At 41.4% G+C, this 19,322-nt stretch carries 16 protein-coding genes; 13 read left to right on the top strand and 3 right to left on the bottom strand.

Going from position 1 to position 19,322, the window contains the following annotated elements; genetic code table 11:
• Positions 1 to 101 precede the first annotated feature (101 nt).
• Entirely contained in the window at positions 102 to 956 is an 855-nt protein-coding gene (locus BMZ31_RS13190) for a GRP family sugar transporter (protein WP_090832226.1), read from the top strand.
• 19 nt (positions 957 to 975) lie between these two features.
• The gene (locus BMZ31_RS13185) at positions 976 to 1,761 is read left to right on the top strand and encodes a glucose-1-dehydrogenase (RefSeq protein WP_090832225.1); all 786 of its coding nucleotides are present in this window, start codon (positions 976 to 978) and stop codon (positions 1,759 to 1,761) included.
• Between the two features lie 87 nt (positions 1,762 to 1,848).
• On the opposite strand, the gene BMZ31_RS13180 is transcribed toward BMZ31_RS13185, so the two are convergent.
• The 3 genes from BMZ31_RS13180 to BMZ31_RS13170 all read right to left on the bottom strand — a co-directional run bounded on the left by BMZ31_RS13180 (position 1,849) and on the right by BMZ31_RS13170 (position 4,891).
• The gene (locus BMZ31_RS13180; protein WP_090832224.1) at positions 1,849 to 2,052 is read right to left on the bottom strand and encodes a YbdD/YjiX family protein; all 204 of its coding nucleotides are present in this window, start codon (positions 2,050 to 2,052) and stop codon (positions 1,849 to 1,851) included.
• A complete protein-coding gene (locus BMZ31_RS13175; RefSeq protein ID WP_090832223.1) occupies positions 2,045 to 4,120 on the bottom strand; it encodes a carbon starvation CstA family protein in 2,076 nt (691 codons plus the stop codon). The genes BMZ31_RS13180 and BMZ31_RS13175 overlap by 8 nt, the downstream gene beginning before the upstream one ends.
• 402 nt (positions 4,121 to 4,522) lie before the next feature.
• Positions 4,523 to 4,891, bottom strand: a complete 369-nt coding sequence (locus BMZ31_RS13170) for a DUF948 domain-containing protein (protein WP_090832222.1) — start codon at positions 4,889 to 4,891, stop codon at positions 4,523 to 4,525.
• A 164-nt stretch (positions 4,892 to 5,055) separates the two neighbouring features.
• On the opposite strand from BMZ31_RS13170, the gene BMZ31_RS13165 reads away from it, so the two are divergent.
• From BMZ31_RS13165 to BMZ31_RS13120, 11 genes are all read left to right on the top strand, one after another.
• Positions 5,056 to 5,658 (top strand): YflT domain-containing protein, encoded by a 603-nt coding sequence (locus BMZ31_RS13165; RefSeq protein WP_090832221.1) that lies wholly within the window; start codon positions 5,056 to 5,058, stop codon positions 5,656 to 5,658.
• Between the two features lie 428 nt (positions 5,659 to 6,086).
• Positions 6,087 to 6,854 carry a 3-hydroxyacyl-CoA dehydrogenase gene (locus BMZ31_RS13160; protein WP_090832220.1) on the top strand — a complete coding sequence of 256 codons (768 nt, stop codon included), beginning with the start codon at positions 6,087 to 6,089 and terminating at the stop codon, positions 6,852 to 6,854.
• A gap of 240 nt (positions 6,855 to 7,094) precedes the next feature.
• Positions 7,095 to 8,240, top strand: a complete 1,146-nt coding sequence (locus tag BMZ31_RS13155) for an acyl-CoA dehydrogenase family protein (protein WP_090832219.1) — start codon at positions 7,095 to 7,097, stop codon at positions 8,238 to 8,240.
• A 34-nt stretch (positions 8,241 to 8,274) separates the two neighbouring features.
• Entirely contained in the window at positions 8,275 to 9,429 is a 1,155-nt protein-coding gene (locus tag BMZ31_RS13150; protein ID WP_090832218.1) for a thiolase family protein, read from the top strand.
• Between the two features lie 64 nt (positions 9,430 to 9,493).
• Entirely contained in the window at positions 9,494 to 11,077 is a 1,584-nt protein-coding gene (locus BMZ31_RS13145) for a fatty acid--CoA ligase (RefSeq protein WP_090832217.1), read from the top strand.
• 64 nt (positions 11,078 to 11,141) lie between these two features.
• A complete protein-coding gene (locus tag BMZ31_RS13140; RefSeq protein ID WP_090832463.1) occupies positions 11,142 to 12,233 on the top strand; it encodes a CaiB/BaiF CoA transferase family protein in 1,092 nt (363 codons plus the stop codon).
• A 155-nt stretch (positions 12,234 to 12,388) separates the two neighbouring features.
• On the top strand, positions 12,389 to 14,005 hold the full coding sequence (locus tag BMZ31_RS13135) for a long-chain fatty acid--CoA ligase (protein ID WP_090832216.1): 1,617 nt from the start codon (positions 12,389 to 12,391) through the stop codon (positions 14,003 to 14,005).
• A gap of 102 nt (positions 14,006 to 14,107) precedes the next feature.
• Entirely contained in the window at positions 14,108 to 14,251 is a 144-nt protein-coding gene (locus BMZ31_RS20390) for a hypothetical protein (protein ID WP_175478103.1), read from the top strand.
• Between the two features lie 600 nt (positions 14,252 to 14,851).
• Positions 14,852 to 15,487, top strand: a complete 636-nt coding sequence (locus BMZ31_RS13130; protein WP_090832215.1) for an FMN-dependent NADH-azoreductase — start codon at positions 14,852 to 14,854, stop codon at positions 15,485 to 15,487.
• 227 nt (positions 15,488 to 15,714) lie between these two features.
• Entirely contained in the window at positions 15,715 to 17,460 is a 1,746-nt protein-coding gene (locus BMZ31_RS13125; RefSeq protein WP_090832214.1) for an ABC transporter ATP-binding protein, read from the top strand.
• Positions 17,441 to 19,264 (top strand): ABC transporter ATP-binding protein, encoded by a 1,824-nt coding sequence (locus tag BMZ31_RS13120; RefSeq protein WP_090832213.1) that lies wholly within the window; start codon positions 17,441 to 17,443, stop codon positions 19,262 to 19,264. The genes BMZ31_RS13125 and BMZ31_RS13120 overlap by 20 nt, the downstream gene beginning before the upstream one ends.
• Positions 19,265 to 19,322: the final 58 nt, after the last annotated feature.

The raw sequence follows: 19,322 nt of genomic DNA, 5'->3' as shown, positions 1-19,322 counted from the left end.
TTATCTGTTTTATCTAAGATTCCAGCCAAGAAAGGAATAGTAAACAAGGAACACCTGCATCCTAATGATATGAAATAACTTCAGCATGAAGGAGGTTTTTTATGTCCGGAATACTTCTCGCCCTTGTTGCAGCCGTCACATGGGGAAGCATCGTATTGGTAAGTAATAAACTTGGCGGTGATGCGTCGAGCCAAACTGTGGGTACCACCATCGGAGCCCTCTTTTTCGCAGTTGTGGTCTACTTTATTGTTGCACCGGAATTGACAACTAGGGTCTGGGTTGTTGGGATCATATCAGGCTTGTTTTGGTCGGTGGGTCAAAAAAATCAGTTTGGTGCAGTGGAATTTTTAGGTGTGGCTAAGACCGCGCCACTGTCTACAGGATTGCAACTAATTGGAACGACATTTTTTGGTGTTTTTATCTTCAAAGAGTGGGATACATTATCAAGCATCATGATCGGTTCTGCTGGATTAATTTGTATCATTGCAGGTGCGGTTTTAACTTCCCTTAATCAAAAGGGAGAAAAAGAAAAATCTAAGAGCTTAAAGAAAGGGTTGTTCGTGCTCCTTCTTTCGACGGCAGGCTTTGTCAGTTATGTCATTATCATCAGGTGGTTTGACATTGACGGTTGGGCAGCTATCTTGCCACAATCGATCGGTATGGTTATCGGTGGGCTTCTACTGACGTTTCGACATCACCCTTTCAACAAATATGCTGTTCGAAACATTATCACTGGACTTATTTGGAGTACTGGTAATCTTGGATTATTGCTGGCGCTTCCGAAAACCGGCGTAGCCACGAGCTTCTCACTTTCTCAAACGGGCATCGTCATTTCCACACTAGGTGGTCTATTTCTTCTTAATGAACGAAAGTCAAAAAAAGGCGTTATAAAAGTCGTGTTAGGATGTGCGCTAATCATAGCAGGCGGGGTATTACTAGGTATTACTAAAAAATAAGAAATGAAGGAGAGTTAATATGTATCCAAATCTCGAAGGTAAAGTTGTGGTCATTACCGGCGGAAACTCTGGTCTTGGAAAAGCGATGGCAGAACGTTTTGGAGCGGAAAAAGCGAAAGTAGTAATCAATTATTTTAAAGAAGATGTTAATACAAATAGTATCATTGATTCGATAGAAAAAGCCGGGGGACAGGCAACGTCAGTTCAAGGGGACGTAACAAAAGAAGAAGACGTAAAAAACATTATTGACCACGCCGTGAAAACATTCGGCACCTTGGATATCATGATTAACAATGCCGGTATTGAAAATGAAGTACCATCAGAAAATCTTACTCTTGAAGATTGGAATAGAGTCATAGGAACAAATTTGACTGGACAATTCCTCGGTTGCAGGGAAGCTATTAGTTATATGTTGGACAATGGCATTAAAGGATCGATCATTAATATGTCCTCCGTTCACCAAGAGATTCCGTGGCCGCACTTTGTCCATTATGCTGCTAGTAAAGGTGGAGTGAAGCTCATGACCGAAACTCTGGCTCTTGAATTTGCTCCAAAAGGCATTAGGGTCAATTGCATTGCACCGGGAGCTATCGATACACCTATTAACGCAGAGAAGTTAAAGGATCCCGAAAAGAAAAAAGGTGTTATCGAGCTAATTCCTATGGGGTATATTGGAAAACCAGAAGAAATTGCCGCTTGCGCAGTCTGGCTCGCTTCTAGTGAGGCTAGCTATGTTACCGGGTTAACACTTTTCGCGGATGGCGGAATGACTCAATATCCTGGGTTCCAAGCGGGGAAAGGGTAATAAATATTAAAGTAACGGAAAAGAAAAAGATGATCCCTGTTTGAAAACAGGAATCATCTTTTTGTGTTGTCAAATCGGGATTAAGCACTAGCAGCATCTAGAAACTTTTCCACCTTTGCCACAGTATCTTGCTTCTTGGGCCTCGCAAAAGAATTCTTTCCGCGATTTAACTTTTTCGTTAGGATGTTGGGTGCGCATATGTTCTACGTATTTTTCGTAACTAGGAACTCCAACTAGCAAGCTGATAAATTGTTGTCTGTATTGTAAGATTTCCTTTACTTTTTTAAGCATACTTCTTTAAGTCTTCCTCACTGCGAGGTACGTATGGTTCCTCGTGAAGTGTGTATGATTGATTCGTTAAGACCTTTCTCCAAAGACGAAGAGCGGATAAGAAGACCGTGATGACGACAATCATGAAGAAGGCACATAACGCTGCATCTACGTAATCATTGATTAGTACTTGTTGCATTTGGTCTGATGTTTTCGCCGGAGCAAGTACTTTTCCATCATCAACGGCTTGTTTGAATACTTTGGCATGAGATAAGAATCCGATTCTTGGATTTTCGTGGAACAGTTTTTGCCATCCAGCTGTCATGGTCACGATCAAAATCCATGTTGTCGGGATAAGTGTGATCCAAACATATGATTTCTTGCCCATTTTAAAGAGGAAGGTTGTCCCAAGCAAAAGGGCGATTGCTGCAAGCATCTGATTGGCAATTCCAAATAGCGGCCAAAGGGTATTAATTCCACCAAGCGGGTCAATTACACCTTGGTAAAGGAAGTAACCCCAACCGAAAACACAAAGTGTTGTTGCAATGATATTTGGAATCAAGGATTCAGTTTTTGCAAGTGGCTTGTAGATAGAACCTAGTAAATCTTGAATCATAAAGCGACCAACGCGTGTACCAGCGTCAATCGTCGTTAATATGAAGAGTGCTTCAAATAAAATCGCAAAGTGATACCAGAAGGCCATTAGTGCCTTTCCGCCGATTACTTTCGAGAAAATAACTGCCATACCGATTGCAAGAGTAGGCGCGCCTCCTGTACGAGAAATGACGCTTTGTTCTCCTACATCTTTAGCGAGAGTGGTCAGCATTTCTGGCGTAATTGTATAACCCCAGTTTGAAACCGTTTTTGCTGCTTGGACAACATCAGCTCCGATAACAGCAGGTGGACTATTGATGGCAAAGTAAATTCCAGGTGTCAGAACACAAGCTGCAATCATAGCCATTACAGCTACAAAGGATTCAGTTAGCATTGCACCGTAACCGATTGGCTGGGCATGTGATTCACGTTCAATCATTTTAGGCGTAGTACCAGATGAAACGAGTGCGTGGAAACCTGAAACAGATCCACATGCGATTGTGATAAATAAGAAAGGAAATAGATTTCCTGCAAACACCGGTCCGCTTCCATCGATGAAAGGTGTGACCCCTGGCATCTGCAAGTCTGGTGCAACGAGAACAATACCTAATGCAAGTCCGATAATGGTACCTACTTTTAAGAAAGTACTTAAATAATCACGTGGTGCAAGCAACATCCACACTGGTAAAACTGAAGCCACAAAACCATAAATGATCATCATGATAGCAATAGTTTCACCAGTAAAAGTGAACATAGAAGCCCATTCTGGATTTTCTGCAACTTTTTGACCTAGAAAAATGGATAATAGCAATAAAACCACACCGATAATGGAACCTTCTCCTACACGACCAGGTCTGATATAGCGCATATATACACCCATGAAAATCGCAATCGGAATGGTGGCAGCGATGGTGAACATACCCCAAGGACTTCCTGTTAAAGCTTTTACAACAACGAGTGCTAGAACAGCTAATAAAATAATCATGATTCCTAAAATACCAACCATGGCAATAATCCCTGTGACAGGACCGATTTCTTCCTTAATCATTTCACCGAGAGACTTTCCATTCCTGCGCATGGAGCCGAAGAGGATAATGAAGTCTTGGACCGCTCCTGCTAGTACTACCCCCACAACAATCCAGATTGTTCCGGGCAGATAGCCCATTTGTGCAGCCAAGATTGGGCCTACTAACGGTCCCGCACCAGCAATTGCAGCAAAGTGATGACCAAACAAAACCCATTTGTTTGTTGGGACATAATCTTTACCGTCATTATTTATTTCAGCAGGTGTCTTACGAGAATCATCCAATTGAAATACTTTCTGCGCCATAAACCTACTATAAAAGCGATAAGCAATAGCATACGTACAAACGGCTGCTGTTAATAGCCAGATGGAGTTAACGCTTTCACCGCTGTTAAGCGCCATCACGGCAAATCCAGCTGCACCAACTGCTGCAACAAGACCCCATATGATTATAGATTTAACTGCCTTCAATTTTTATCTCCCCCTCAATCTTTATAAACTCAAGATTAATTATATTTTATTATTCTGAATTTTTGTACAAATTTTAACGATTTGAGGGATTTTTTTGTCAAAATATTACTTTCAGACTAGGGATAATATGGTCGGAGGAGTTATTTTAGGTTAGTTGGCATTTGAATTTGTAGTTTTTTTCTTCAAAAGGGAAAATGTTTCAAACTTACGGGAAAATAATTTTTGAAAAGGAAAAAAATCGAAATATGAGGGAATAAAATTCTCTAGTACGGAAAAATATCTGCTCAAAAGGGGAATTAATATTTGTGATTATTTTCAGGGATTAAATTACTTAAGTTTCGCCCTAGCTTGTTAACTGCTTGATTCATTCAAATAGAAAAAGCGAGGATTTTCCTCGCTTTTTTAATAAGTTTGAAGCGTTTTACGGCGGTTTCTCATCTTGATGTTCCTAAGTCGATTTTTGCCCTCAACAATCGTAAAGGCTTTGATTTTCCAAAGGCCTTTGAAATGGGCAACCGTTCTTTTCGCTTCAAGTATAGTCGAATTTACTGCAGCTTTCTTATATTGGATATCTGCAAGCAATTGTTCTTTGTGAAGAGTTAAATCATTCGTCTGCTTCTTCATTTTATCGGTTTGACGCTGAACATTCGCGACTGTGTGGGAAAGCCTGTTCAGAGCTGGCTTTGCTCTCTTGAAGGTCTTAAACGCAAAGTATCCTAAATAAACTAGAGAAGCAAGAATCGCGGCAATGCTAATATAAACAATGATCATTTACGTCACCTCCTTCTTCTACTAATAAGTTTTACTCTATTTAGTATGTACCCCGATTTTCTTGAGAATTAACAATTTGCGTGGAAATCTCTTATTTTCATGCTTAGAAGAGTGCAGAGCGGGTATATAACCTAAGAAGAATTAAAACTTGAGGAGGAATTAAAATGGATAAGCGAATCGTAGGAGTTTATGATCACGGAGATGAAGCGGTCCGTGCAATTGAAGAATTGAAAGCTCAAGGTTATGAACGAGATGATATCTCAGTAGTAGCACGTGACAAAGATGAAGTCGAAGCAATCCATACAGAAACAGGTACTAAAGCTGACGAAGGTCTTGCAACAGGCGCTGCAACAGGTGGTGTTCTTGGTGGCTTAGCTGGATTCCTTGCAGGTGTTGGTGCTTTAGCAATCCCAGGCGTAGGTCCAATCATTGCTGCAGGTCCGATTGCTGCTACATTAACGGGAGCTGCTGTTGGTGCAGGTGCAGGTGGACTAGCTGGTGCATTAATCGGCATGGGTATTCCGGAAGACGAAGCGAACCGTTATGAAAGCGACGTTAAATCAGGGAAAATCCTTGTATTAGTTGATCGTGATGCAAAGACACGCACAACGATGAGTGATGTTGTGGGAATGACAGGCACAACTGAAACGCATACTCTGGATGACGTTGAACAAAATCGAAATGGTTTAGTCGACCCTTATACAGGGGCAGGTAATTTCGGTGATACTTCTTTAGATAGAAGTGCCAACAAATATAACGGACGCTAAATTTTAGACAGAAAAGCAGGGGCCTTAGCCTCTGTTTTTTTGTGTGTTACAAAAGGCTGTTTTCGCATTGATTGTTGCTTTTACGAAACATGAAACTACACGTATAGATTCTTATTTCGTGTTCTTTTCCTCAATATAAAATTCAAAACTCTAAAATTCTAATGGTTTCCGTATAGAAAAAGCCCTACAGCCGGCTTTTTCTTGTTCCAATAACAACATTGTTTATGAAAAGAGCCTTACAAAAAGAAGGAAATATTTCTGAATATTTAGTATAATAATAAATGAATCGCAATTCACTTTAATAGGGAGTTCTTATTTTTCTATATAAAGATTAAGAATAACAATGGAAGCTGGTTTTAAGTTCAACATCTACATACACTTCATGTTCAGTCATCTTGCTATTTTAAAAATTTGCAGGAGGTAATTCTATGAACATTCAAGATTGTAAGGCGGTTGTTACGGGCGGAGCATCCGGATTAGGGGAAGCCACTGTTAGGCATATCGTTGCCAATGGCGGTAAGGCAGTCATTCTTGACTTATCTGTAGAGATTGGTGAAAGGCTGAAAGCAGAACTAGGTGAGAATGTCCTCTTTGTAAAAACGGATGTTACCAATGAGGCTGAAGTTCTAAGTGCTTTGAATTTAGCAGAAGAAACGTTCGGTAGCATCAATACCGTTGTAAACTGTGCAGGAATCGGAATCGCTCAAAAGCTGTTAAGTAGGAAAGGTGTCCACGAGTTGGAGACGTTCAGTAAAGTAATCTCTATTAATCTCATTGGTTCGTTTAATGTCATTCGATTGGCTACGGAGAAGATGGTGAAAAACACTGAAAATGAGTTTCTGGAAAGAGGAGTTATCATCAATACTGCATCTGTAGCGGCTTTCGAAGGTCAAATTGGCCAGGTCGCATACAGCGCTTCAAAGGGAGGAATCGTTGGAATGATGCTGCCGCTTGCCCGCGAACTGGCGTCTAGCGGAATTCGTGTGATGACAATTGCTCCAGGACTGTTTCACACTCCTATGTTTGATTCCTTGCCAAAAGAAGCTCGTGATTCACTCGGGAAAATGGTTCCATTCCCATCACGTCTTGGTTTTCCAGAAGAATATGCAAAGCTAGTGGAAAGCATTTTGGAAAATCCGATGCTAAATGGTGAGACGATTCGCTTGGACGGAGCAATCAGAATGCAGCCTAAGTAGAATCATAGAAAAAGAGAGCGCGAACAGACTCTCATTTTAATAGTACGCTATGGTTTTTAATGCTGATATCTAATGAAATTGAATGAATCATGGAATGGACAGTTACACGTTTAATTATTTTAATTTTCTAAAAATTTATTTATAATGAACTGAAACAGGACTATTTTCACTTTTAGTTGTCATAAAACGTAAGCGGTTACAGTAAGGTGAAATCATATCGAGAATTTGGGAGGGAAATCAGTGAAGCATCCTTATTTAAAGGACGAGCACGATATTTTTCGGAAATCGCTTCGGAAGTTCCTTGAAAAAGAGGCATATCCATTTTATGACCAATGGGAAGAAGATCGCATAATCCCCCGTGAATTTTGGCTGAAGATGGGTGCTCAAGGATACTTGTGTCCTGATTTATCAGAGGATTACGGTGGAAGTGAAGTCGATTGGGGCTATGCTGTTGTCATCAATGAAGAACTCGAACGTGTTGGTTCAGGATTGGTTGGCATCGGACTTCATAATGACATTGTTGTGCCCTACATTAATTCGTACGGTACTAAGGAACAAAAACAGCGATGGCTTCCACGTTGTGTAACCGGCGAGTATATAACGGCAATTGCCATGACAGAGCCTGGCACAGGTTCAGATTTGGCCAATATTCAAACTACAGCCACACTAGATGGTGATCATTACATAATAAATGGGTCTAAAACCTTCATTACGAATGGGATTCAATCGGATCTAATCCTTGTGGCATGTAAAACAGATCCAAAAGCTGTGCCGAAGCATAAAGGTGTCAGTCTTATTCTCGTTGAAAGAGATTCTCCAGGATTTTCGCGTGGAAGGAAACTGAACAAAGTCGGCTTGCATTGTCAGGATACCGCAGAATTGATTTTTGAAGACTGCAGGGTTCCTAAAGAGAATCTTATTGGTGAGGCAGGTAAGGGATTCCTTTACTTAATGGAAAAATTACAGCAGGAACGTCTATTAGTGGCGATTGCTGCTCAAACGGCAGCCGAAGAGATGCTTCGCCAAACGATAGAGTATGTGAAAACGCGACAAGCGTTCGGGAAATCGATCAGCAGTTTTCAAAATACCCAATTCAAAATCGCTGAAATGGCTACGGACGTTGAGATGGGGCGGTCATTTCTTGACCAACTGATTGCCGAGCATATCAACGGACAGAACATTGTCACGAAAGTTTCAATGGCAAAATGGAAGCTGACCGATACGGCAAAGAAAATCGCAGCTGAATGCATGCAGCTTCATGGCGGTTATGGATATATGGAAGAATACGAGATTGCGAGAAGGTTCCGTGATATACCCGTTGCAAGTATTTATGCAGGTACGAACGAAATCATGAAGACGATCATTGCTAAAAACCTAGGTTTATAGAGTGGAATTCTAACGGAGAGAGGAAGTTGCGGATATGCGTGAAGTAGTAATCGTTGAAGGTGTAAGAACACCGGTCGGCAGGAGGAATGGTCTTTTAAAAGATATTCGTCCTGATGATTTAGCAGGTGAAACCCTAAAGGAGCTCGTCAAGCGTGCTGGAATTGACCCGGCTATCATTGATGATGTCATTCTCGGATGTGTGACGCAAGCGGGAGAACAAGCGGGTGATATTGCCAGAGTAGCTGCACTAATCGCAGGTCTACCCATTACCGTTCCGGGTGTTACGATTGACCGTCAATGTGGATCCAGTCAACAAGCTGTTCATTTTGCTTCACAAGCAATCTTGTCTGGAGACATGGATGTCGTGATAGCAGGTGGGGTTGAGAGTATGTCACGTGTCCCGATTGCCTCTAATTATCAAGGTGCACCATTCAGTGATCGATTGAAGGCACAACATGAAATCATCCACCAAGGATTATCCGCAGAAAGAATTGCCGAGCAATACGGCTTCACACGTGAGCAACTAGATCAATATTCGGTTGATAGTCATCAAAAAGCACTGCGTGCACAAGCGGAAGGTTATTTTAAAAAAGAAATATTCCAGGTTGAAGTCACGCAAGCTGATGGACAAACAGCTGTTGTGGATGAGGACTCTGGTCCACGTAAGGAAACCTCATTAGAGGCATTGGCGAAATTAAAGACAGTATTTAAAGAAGATGGTGTCATTCATGCTGGAAACGCGAGTCAAATTAGTGACGGTGCTGCCGCATTATTGCTGATGTCACGCGAAAAAGCGGAAGAACTTGGCTTAAAGCCTAGATTTAAAGTGCATACGCGTGTTGTGGTAGGTTCTGATCCAACGTTGATGTTGACAGGACCGATCCCGGCAACGAAGAAAGCTTTGGAGAAATCCGGTCTTTCCATCGACGATATCGATGTATTCGAAGTGAATGAAGCGTTCGCTCCGGTGCCGATGGCATGGCTTGAAGATCTGGGTGCAGATCCTAAGAAGCTTAATCCAAATGGCGGGGCGATTGCCCTTGGACATCCGCTAGGTGGAAGCGGTGCACGCCTCATGGTTAGCATGATGCACGAGCTTGAACGTACAGGAGGCAGATTTGGACTACAGACGATGTGCGAAGGCCACGGAATGGCCAACGCCACGATTATTGAGCGTTTAGAAAACTAAAAAAATATCTTCCGTGATTCACTCTTAAAATTAAGCAAAGGCCATTTTGAAGGAGGAATTGACAATGTCAACAACGCTTGGGAAGTTATTTGATTTAACGGTGTTAAAGTACCCCAACAAGGAAGCCCTCTACGATGTCAGAAAGAATGTCCGCTTTACGTACAAAGAATGGAGTCTTGAAGTGAATCGATTGGCAAATGCGCTTTTAAACGACGGGGTGAAAAAAGGGGACCGTGTTTCAACGTTCCTTTTCAATACGGAAGAATTGGCAACAGCTTACTTTGCATGTGCAAAAATTGGTGCGGTATTTAATCCAATCAATTTCCGTCTTCAACCAGAGGAAGTCGCTTATATTTTGAATGACGCCATGCCTAAGGTTGTGTTGTTTGAGAAGGTTTTAGAACCGGTTATCACAGCCATAGAAAAGCGTTTCTCTCCAGTGAGTTTCTGGTTTATTGATGAGGGAGCACCAGAATACGCCGCTAGCTACCGTGAAAAAGTAGATGCTGCAATTCCTGCTGATGTGGCAGTTGATATGGTTGAAAATGATTTGTATGCCATCATGTATACAAGCGGAACGACGGGAAGGCCAAAAGGTGTCATGCATCGTCACCGTGAGATGGTTGAGCAAAGCCTAGTTACGATTAATTGTACAAAATTACAGGTGCATGATGTCGGCCTTGTTACAGCCCCGATGTTCCATTGTGCAGAACTTCATTGCGCATTCCTTCCGCGTGTTCATGTCGGTGCAAAGAATGTGATTATGCATCATTTTGAACCAAAGAAGGTTCTTGAGTTGATTGAAAGCGAGAAGATTACAAAATTCTTTGCGGCTCCAACGATGTGGAACATGCTTCTGCAGGAGGAATTGCCAAGTTACAATCTAGAGTCTCTTAAGTTGGGCCTTTATGGTGCTGCACCAATGGCTCCAACACTTGTTCATGCATGTCATGACCAATTGGGAATAGGCCTCGTTCAAGCATATGGAATGACAGAAATGGGTCCAGCGATTACTTTCCTTTCCGAAGAAGATCAGTTGAATAAGGCGGGATCAGCTGGTCAGGCTGCACTCAATCATGAAATTCGCATCGTACGTCCAAATGAAAATGGACCTTCCGATCCGGACGATATGGTACCGGCTGGAGAGACAGGAGAAATCATCGTGCAGGGACCATGTGTGATGAGCGGTTATTTTCAACTCGACGAAGCGACTGAAAAGGCATTGTACAAAGGTTGGTATCATTCAGGGGACATTGGCTATCTCGATGAGGAAGGGTACCTATTTGTAAAAGATCGTGTGGACGACATGATTATCAGTGGGGGAGAAAACGTATATCCTCGTGAGGTAGAAGACGTTTTATACGAAAACAAGGGCGTTCTCGATGTCGCAGTGATCGGGCAGCCTGACGACAGGTGGGGAGAAACGGTCACCGCTTTTGTCGTGAAGAAGGATAACAACTTAACGGAAGAGGAACTTGATGAGTGGTGCAAAAATAGCGAAAAACTCGCCAACTATAAACGTCCGCGCAAGTATATCTTCTGTGAAGTTTTACCGCGAAACGCAAGTGGGAAAATACTGAAATTCATGCTCCGAAAGCAGATGGAAGAGTTATTCGCCCAAGGTGGAACTACGACAACAACGACGTAAGGTAAGGTTGTTTCCTACTAAGAATGATATTTTTACGAAAAGCCTGAAAGAAAGGACGTCTCACATGCTAAATGGAATCACTATTATTGATTTTACCAATTACCTGCCCGGTCCATTTGCAACGCTGAGACTAGCTGAGTTTGGTGCTTCCGTCATAAAAGTAGAAGCACCTGAAGGCGATCCGGCAAGAAGCATGGCCATTAAACAAAAAGGGGAAGGTATTGTTTTTACGGCAAATAATCGCGAAAAGAGGAGTATTGTCCTCAATCTGAAAGAACAGGATGGTCGTGAAGCAGCACTGAAGCTTATTTCACAAGCTGATGCGATCATAGAAAGCTTTCGGCCAGGTGTGATGCAGAAACTAGGAATGGATTACGAAAGCGTGCGAGACCTAAATCCCGCGATTGTGTATTGTTCTCTAACCGGTTACGGTGATCGGAGTTCAATGAGCCGTTTGGGCAGTCATGACTTGAACTATATGGCGCTTAGTGGTGCTCTTTCACAACTTAAGGATTCTGGCCATGGCAGACCGGTCCATCCCACCATCACTTTTGCGGATTATCTCGGAGGAATGGCAGCAAGTGAAAGAATCCTCGCTGCTTTACTCTTAAAGGAACGAACAGGGAAAGGTAGTTATCACTGTATATCCATTGCAGAGACAATGACCTCCATCATGGGCGTTCATATGCTTGCAGAAAAAGAAACAGGTTATGGACAAGGTTTAACGGAGTTAAATGGAGATTTCATTTCGTATGCCATCTATGAAACACAGGATGGTCGTTATGTGAGTCTTGCCGCATTGGAACCGAAGTTCTGGGAGAATTTCTGTGTTGCCCTGCAAAAACCAGATTGGCTGGATGCTCATTTTTCGAAAACACATCATCTCAATCCTGTTTATGAAGAGATGAAATCTGAGTTTTGTAGTCGAACGCTTAATGAGTGGACGAAGTTTTCACTTGCAATCGATTGCTGTCTCACACCGGTTTTAGAAGTAGGAGAACTGAAAAACTTCCCATTATTTCAAGGTAGTATCTTGGATAGTCAGGTAAGAATGCATCCGGATTTAGCCGTAAATCTAGGTGAACGATCGCCTTTAAAAGGTGAACATACAGATGAAATTCTATGTGAACTAAAGACTTCTGAAAAAATGAACTAAATATTTTTTCATCAGGGAAATGCAGAGAATCGAATTCAAGAAATAGTGCGCATTGAACTACTCACCACTTAACACTCTTTCGCATTTTTTGAAGTGGGAGTCGTCTGTCGGAAAACGATAAATTCAAGATTAAAAGGAAAAGAGGAATCCGCTTTATGATGAATGTGCCGCTTACTGTTGGATCAATGATTGAAAGAGCTGAAAAGTTTTTCCCGAAAAAAGAAGTCGTATCCAGAACGCTATCGGGTGTCCAGCGTTTGACTTATCGTGAAATTGGAACAAGAACGCGCAGATTGGCCAGTTCCCTTGAAAAACTCGGAATCAAACAAGGTGACAAGGTTGGTACATTTGCTTGGAATCATCATCGTCACCTTGAGATTTATTTTGCCGCGCCAGGAATGGGTGCAGTCCTGCACACAATCAACATCCGCTTATCTAGTGAGCATATTTCGTATATCGTCAACCATGCTGAAGACCAGGTCATTTTTGTGGATGAGGACTTATTGCCTTTATTGGAGCGAGCGAAAGATGATTTGAAATCGGTGAAAGCCTTCATTATTATGACTGACAAAGATGAACTACCAGAAACGAGTTTGCAGCCTACCTATTCTTATGAAAAGCTTTTGGCCGAAGGGAATCCAAACTTCGCCTTTAAAAAAGATATCGATGAAAATGAACCAGCTGGCATGTGCTACACTTCTGCCACAACAGGTAATCCAAAGGGTGTCGTGTATTCGCACCGTGCCATTGTGCTGCACAGTTTTGCTCTCGGTTTGGCGGATACTGCAGGCATTTCCGAATCGGATACGTGCATGCCGGTTGTGCCAATGTTCCATGCTAACGCATGGGGACTTCCGTTTGCTTGTACTTGGTTTGGAACAACGCAAGTTCTGCCGGGACCGCAATTCACACCGAAATTGATTGCCGATTTTATAGAAAGTGAAAAGGTAACATTGGCGGCGGGTGTTCCGACCATTTGGCTCGGACTATTGAATGAATTGGAAAAAGGGACTTATGATACTTCGTCTTTAAGGTCAATTCTCTGTGGTGGCGCGGCTGCACCAAGGGGGATGATCAAAGCCTTTGAAACGAAGTTCAAGATTCCATTCTTGCATGCTTATGGCATGACGGAGACAACTCCTCTCGTTACTGTTTCAAGATTAAAGAGCTATCAAACGGAATTGGATGAAGAAGCCATCCTTGATATTCGTGCTAAGCAGGGTCTTCTGGTGCCAGGTCTTGAAATGAAAGTCATCGGTGGAAACGGCGAAGTGCAATGGGATGGGCAGGACATGGGTGAGTTGTTGATTCGAGGACCATGGATTGCGGATGAATATTACAAAGATGAGCGTTCAAAAGAAGCATTCAAAGATGGTTGGCTATATACAGGGGATGTCGCTACTGTTGATGAAGAAGGTGTTGTAAAACTTGTAGACCGAACAAAGGATTTAATTAAAAGCGGTGGGGAATGGATTTCTTCCGTTGATCTTGAAAACGCACTTATGGCACATGATGCTGTTTTTGAAGCAAGTGTCATCGCTGTTCCTCATCCAGAGTGGCAGGAACGTCCGGTTGCATGTGTGGTATTGAAGGAACCATACAAAGGTAAAACAGATAAACAGGAGCTAAACGACTTTTTAGCGCCGCAGTTTGCAAAATGGTGGTTGCCAGATGACATCATCTTCATGGATGAAATTCCGAAAACATCGGTAGGTAAGTTCCTAAAAAGGGCTTTAAGAGAGAAACTAAAAAATCATTTAGTTAAAAATTAGTAAATAATAATAAAATTGGATGTGTGGGTATTTTTTCCTGAGTGAAATATCCTGAGTTCGTAAACAATAGAGAGAAAAGAATTTTAATTGGGGTGAAATTTGATGCAAAATAAGCCTTTGCATTTCGATGGCAGTTTTCAAATGGGTTCTGAAAGTGATGCGGGTGTAACGGAGCCATTTGTATTAACAGATGAAATGAGAAAAAACCTAGCCGCCAATCCATACGGTGCGGTTGAAGAAGAATAAGGGTGAAAGAGGGATTTGTCTAATGGCAGATCCTTCTTCTTTTTTTAGTAGATAAGAATGTATAAAATTTGTCCTTGATATTGGATATTGTGATATTTTTACTAAAACTTATTTTTTGGTAGTTTTTGTGTCTGAAAGAGGCATTCACAAAAGAAACCGGGTTTTACACAAATAAAACTCTAATTTACACAAATAAAGTGTACAGTTTCACAAAAAGAAATTCTTCTACAAATCACCTTCTGCATTAAATGGTGAAAATAGATCCTAAATATTACTTCTTACATCCATATTTTGACGATTTTTCGAACAGTCTTAAATTAAGAAAGTAATCTAATTTCGCAGTCATCCTAAAAGTCAAAAATATTGCCATAAAGCTTACATTTTTGCTCTAATCGAAAAAGCTAGCGACTGGAGCGGAAATCAACAGGCAAGATTAACGGAGCTTTTTTAAGAAACAAATTACTTGCTAAGTTAGATATTTTGAGTTACTATTATCTCGAATTAAATATATTTTAATTAAAAATATATTGATTCAAAAGAATTTTATCATTTCGAAATACCAATAATAAACTGATTTTCAATTTAGGAGGAAGATATAACATGGCAAAAGTTTTGTACATTACTGCACACCCACATGATGAAGCAGCGTCTTTCAGTATGGCAGCAGGTAAAGCATTCATTGATACTTACAAAGAAGTTAATACTAACGATGAAATCGTTCATATCGATTTATACAAGGAAAATATTCCACAAATCGATGTTGATGTTTTCAGTGGTTGGGGCAAACTTCAATCAGGCAAAGGTTTCGACGAACTTTCAGTTGATGAAAAAGCGAAGGTTGGCCGTTTGGGTGAACTAAGCGATCAATTCGTTTCAGCTGACAAGTATGTTTTTGTAACACCTCTTTGGAACTTCTCATTCCCTCCAGTGATGAAAGCATACCTAGACTCTGTTTCGGTTGCAGGTAAGTCTTTCAAGTATACGGCTGAAGGTCCAGTTGGTTTGTTAACAGATAAAAAAGCACTTCATATCCAAGCTCGTGGCGGAATCTATTCTGAAGGTCCAGCTGCAGCAATGGAGATGGGTCACCGTTACTTAACAGTCCTAATGCAATTCTTCGGCGTTCCTTCACTAGAAGGATTGTTCATTGAAGGTCATGCAGCAATGCCTGATAAAGCACAGGAAATCAAAGAAAACGGAATTGCGCGTGCAAAGGATCTTGCTCATACATTCTAATACCTTGAAGAGTCAGCAAATTGCTGGCTCTTTTTTTGTGTTCATTTCTGGTCCTATGTTTACTGCTTTTATTTTTTTGCTAGTCATTAATTCCCGCTATTTGAGAAAAATAAACACGAGCTGCAGCGAATATATTTTCATTATTTAGAAAAAAGAGCTATAGTATTAACTAAAGTATTTCGCCTTACTAAATTTATAGATGTTTTTGCTAGAGAGGAGATTTGGTGTTGCAGAAATTTATCCCCTTCTTAAAGCCTTATAGACTCCACATTGGAATTGCTCTTTTTCTGATGTTGGCGGAATTGACTGTAGAGTTGGTTCAGCCTCTTTTAATGGCTAAGATCATTGACGAAGGAATCATGAAAAAGGATCTTTCAGTTGTAATGTATTGGGGAGGAATCCTACTGGGGATTTCGCTGCTTGCGTTCATTGGTGGAATTTTAAGTTCCTTTTTTGCAGGTCACACGAGTCAAGGTTTTGGGTATGAAGTTAGGAAAAGTCTATTCGAAAAGGTTCAATCCTTTTCTTTTTCAAACTTCAATCGTTTCCCAACGTCATCACTTATTACTAGGCTAACTAATGATGTGACGCAAGTCCAAAATACAGTATTTATGAGTCTTAGAGTGATGATGCGCGCACCCCTGCTAGTATTAGGTGGTCTCGTAATGGCGTTAGCTTTAAATTTGAAGCTAGGAAGCATACTCGTCGCTACTGTGCCATTTTTGATCCTTTTCCTTATTTGGTCTATGGGAAGGGCCATCAAACTTTTTAGCTCCATTCAAAATAAGTTGGATAAGGTCAATGTGGTGATGAGGGAAAATCTTTCTGGAATGAGACTTGTAAAAGCGTATATGAGAGGCTCCCATGAAAATAAGCGTTTTCGTGGTGCTAATGAACAACTCATGGATAGGACGATTTCTTCCTTCTGGCTAATTGAATCGACTACCCCCCTTTTGTTACTGGTAATGAACGGGAGCTTGATTGCATTATTATGGTTTGGGAGTGTTCATGTAAATACTGGGGAAGTAAAGGTTGGAGAAGTGGTGGCTCTCATAAATTATGCGACTAGAATGACATCTGCACTGTCTGTTTTCTCTATGATAGTCATGGTATTTTCACGTGCCAAGTCTTCTGGGCAACGAATCATGGAAGTGATGGATACAGAAGTGGATATGAAAAATAGAGAGTATGGCCCATCTGAGGATCATGTTATAAGAGCAGGTAAGGTTGAATTCAGAAATGTCTCATTCCAGTATCCCGAATCAGAAGAACGGGTGCTTTCAGACATTTCTTTTACCGTTCACGCCGGTCAATCGGTAGCTGTTTTGGGTGCGACTGGTTCAGGGAAAACAACGCTATTCCAACTGATTCCAAGACTCTATGATGTCTGTGATGGTCAAATCTTGATTGATGATCAAGATATCACTGCCTATAAGCAAGAAATACTTAGAAAATCAATGGGATTTGTACCACAAGAGTCACTTCTATTTACAGGGAGTATCGCTGGAAACATCGCGTGGGGAAAAGAAGCAGCGACCGAATCGGAAGTTATCGAGGCGGCAAAAGATGCTCAAATTCATGAAACAATCATCAAACTGCCAAAGAAATACGAGACAAGAGTAGGACAAAAAGGTGTTAACTTGTCAGGTGGACAAAAGCAAAGGATTGCAATTGCCCGTGCATTAATAAGGAAGCCTGCCATTCTGTTACTAGACGATAGTACCAGTGCTCTAGATATGAAAACAGAAGCGGAGCTACTGAAAGCTCTAAACAAATATGCTTGTACGACGTTTATGATTACGCAAAAAATGAGCACGGCTATGAATGCCGATGTTATTCTCCTGTTAGAGGGCGGGAAATTGCTGGCAAAAGGAAGTCATCAAGAGCTATTAGACGAAGTTCAGCTCTACCAGGACATCTTCCATTCTCAATTTGGAGAGGAGGGAATGAAGAGTGTTCAAGGAATTAAGTAAACCCTTTCGATACAAACGAACGTATCCGAATGTAAATCCTGTACTTCCTGCACAAAAAGCAAAAGCGAAGAACTGGAAAAACACTTTGAGACGTTTATGGCGCTACCTCGCTGAACATAAGCTTAAGCTCTATCTTGTATTATTCATGGTCATCGCCAGTTCCGTATTTGGACTATTAGGGCCGTATCTCATTGGGAAAGCTGTCGATGATTATATCGTTACAAAGGATAACCAAGGTATTGTCACACTGATCATCTGGCTCGCATTGGTTTATCTCTTTCAATCATTGGCTATTTTTTTGCAGAACTACTGGATGATAACCGTTTCTCAAAAGACGGTCTTTACGCTAAGAACAGATTTGTTTCATCAACTTCATCACTTGCCGATTTCTTATTTTGACCAACGCCAGCACGGAGAAGTGATGAGCAGAGTCACGAATGACATCGAGAATATTAGTACGACTCTTAATAGTTCTTTTATCCAAATCATATCAAGTCTCTTGACCTTAATAGGCACACTCGGAGTCATGCTTTGGCTGAGTCCGATTTTGACATTCTTGACGATCATGATTGTACCTTTAATGTTCTTCGGCTTGAAATGGATTACGAAAAGGACAGGCGTCCTATTTAAGGAACAGCAGAAAAACCTGGGAGAGATGAACGGTTTTATTGAAGAAACGATTTCAGGACAAAAAGTTGTGAAGATGTTTTCGCAAGAAGATCAAGTCATTGCCGATTTCCGTGAGAAGAACGAGAAGCTAAGAGATTCTGGATTTTGGGCACAAGCATTCTCAGGCTTCATTCCAAAACTCATGAACGTTCTAAATAACGCCAGTTTTGCGGTCATTGCAGGTGTAGGTGGTCTACTGGCACTAAAAGGCATAATTACTGTTGGTGTTATTATCGTCTTTACGGAGTATTCAAGACAATTCACCAGACCTCTCAATGACCTTGCCAACCAGTTCAATACATTATTATCTGCTGTTGCTGGTGCCGAGCGTGTATTTGAAGTTTTAGATGAAGAAAAAGAGCTTGACGAAGGTGAAAGCGATCTGAAAATGAATGAAGTAAAAGGTAAGGTGGAATTTCGGGACGTTTCTTTTTCATATGAAAAAGGAGGAGATACAGTCTCGAATATCAGTTTCACGGCTTTACCGGGTGAGATGGTGGCCTTAGTTGGACCCACTGGGGCCGGTAAATCCACGATTATGAATTTACTTTCTCGTTTTTATGATGCCACTCAGGGTGCTATTTTTATTGATGGTCATGACATTACGAAAGTAAAGCGAGCAAGTCTTCGCCGCCATATGGCATTTGTACTTCAGGACTCATTTCTTTTTGAAGGAACCATTCGTGAAAACATCCGTTATGGAAGACTCGCTGCAACGGACCTTGAAATAGAAGAAGCAGCTAAAAAGGCCAACGCACATTCATTCATTACGAAGACAAAAGATGGATATGACACAGTACTGAAGCAGGATGGTAGCGGAATTAGTCAAGGACAGAAGCAACTTCTCTCTATTGCCAGAGCCATTCTTGCAAATCCGGCTATCTTGATTTTGGATGAAGCGACAAGCAGCATCGATACTGTGACGGAACTGAAGATACAGGAGGCGCTCCAAGTTTTAATGGAGGGCAGAACTAGCTTCGTGATTGCCCATCGTCTCAATACAATCCAAAAAGCGGATCAAATCATTGTGCTCGAGCAGGGCCAAATTATTGAACGAGGTAACCATGAAGAATTGCTTGATAGAAAAGGATTTTATTATCAGCTGGCATCTTCGGGTAATCGGGGCCTTGGGTGATTGGGTAGGATTTTGGTATCGAGATCCTACCTATGGGGAGTAGTGGGTGTGTCGAAAG

This window comes from Bacillus sp. cl95 (genome assembly GCF_900115925.1).
GTDB lineage: Bacteria > Bacillota > Bacilli > Bacillales > Cytobacillaceae > Neobacillus_A.
The sequence above is the reverse complement of the archived record's forward strand: the minus strand, read 5'-3'. Positions and strand labels throughout refer to the sequence as shown.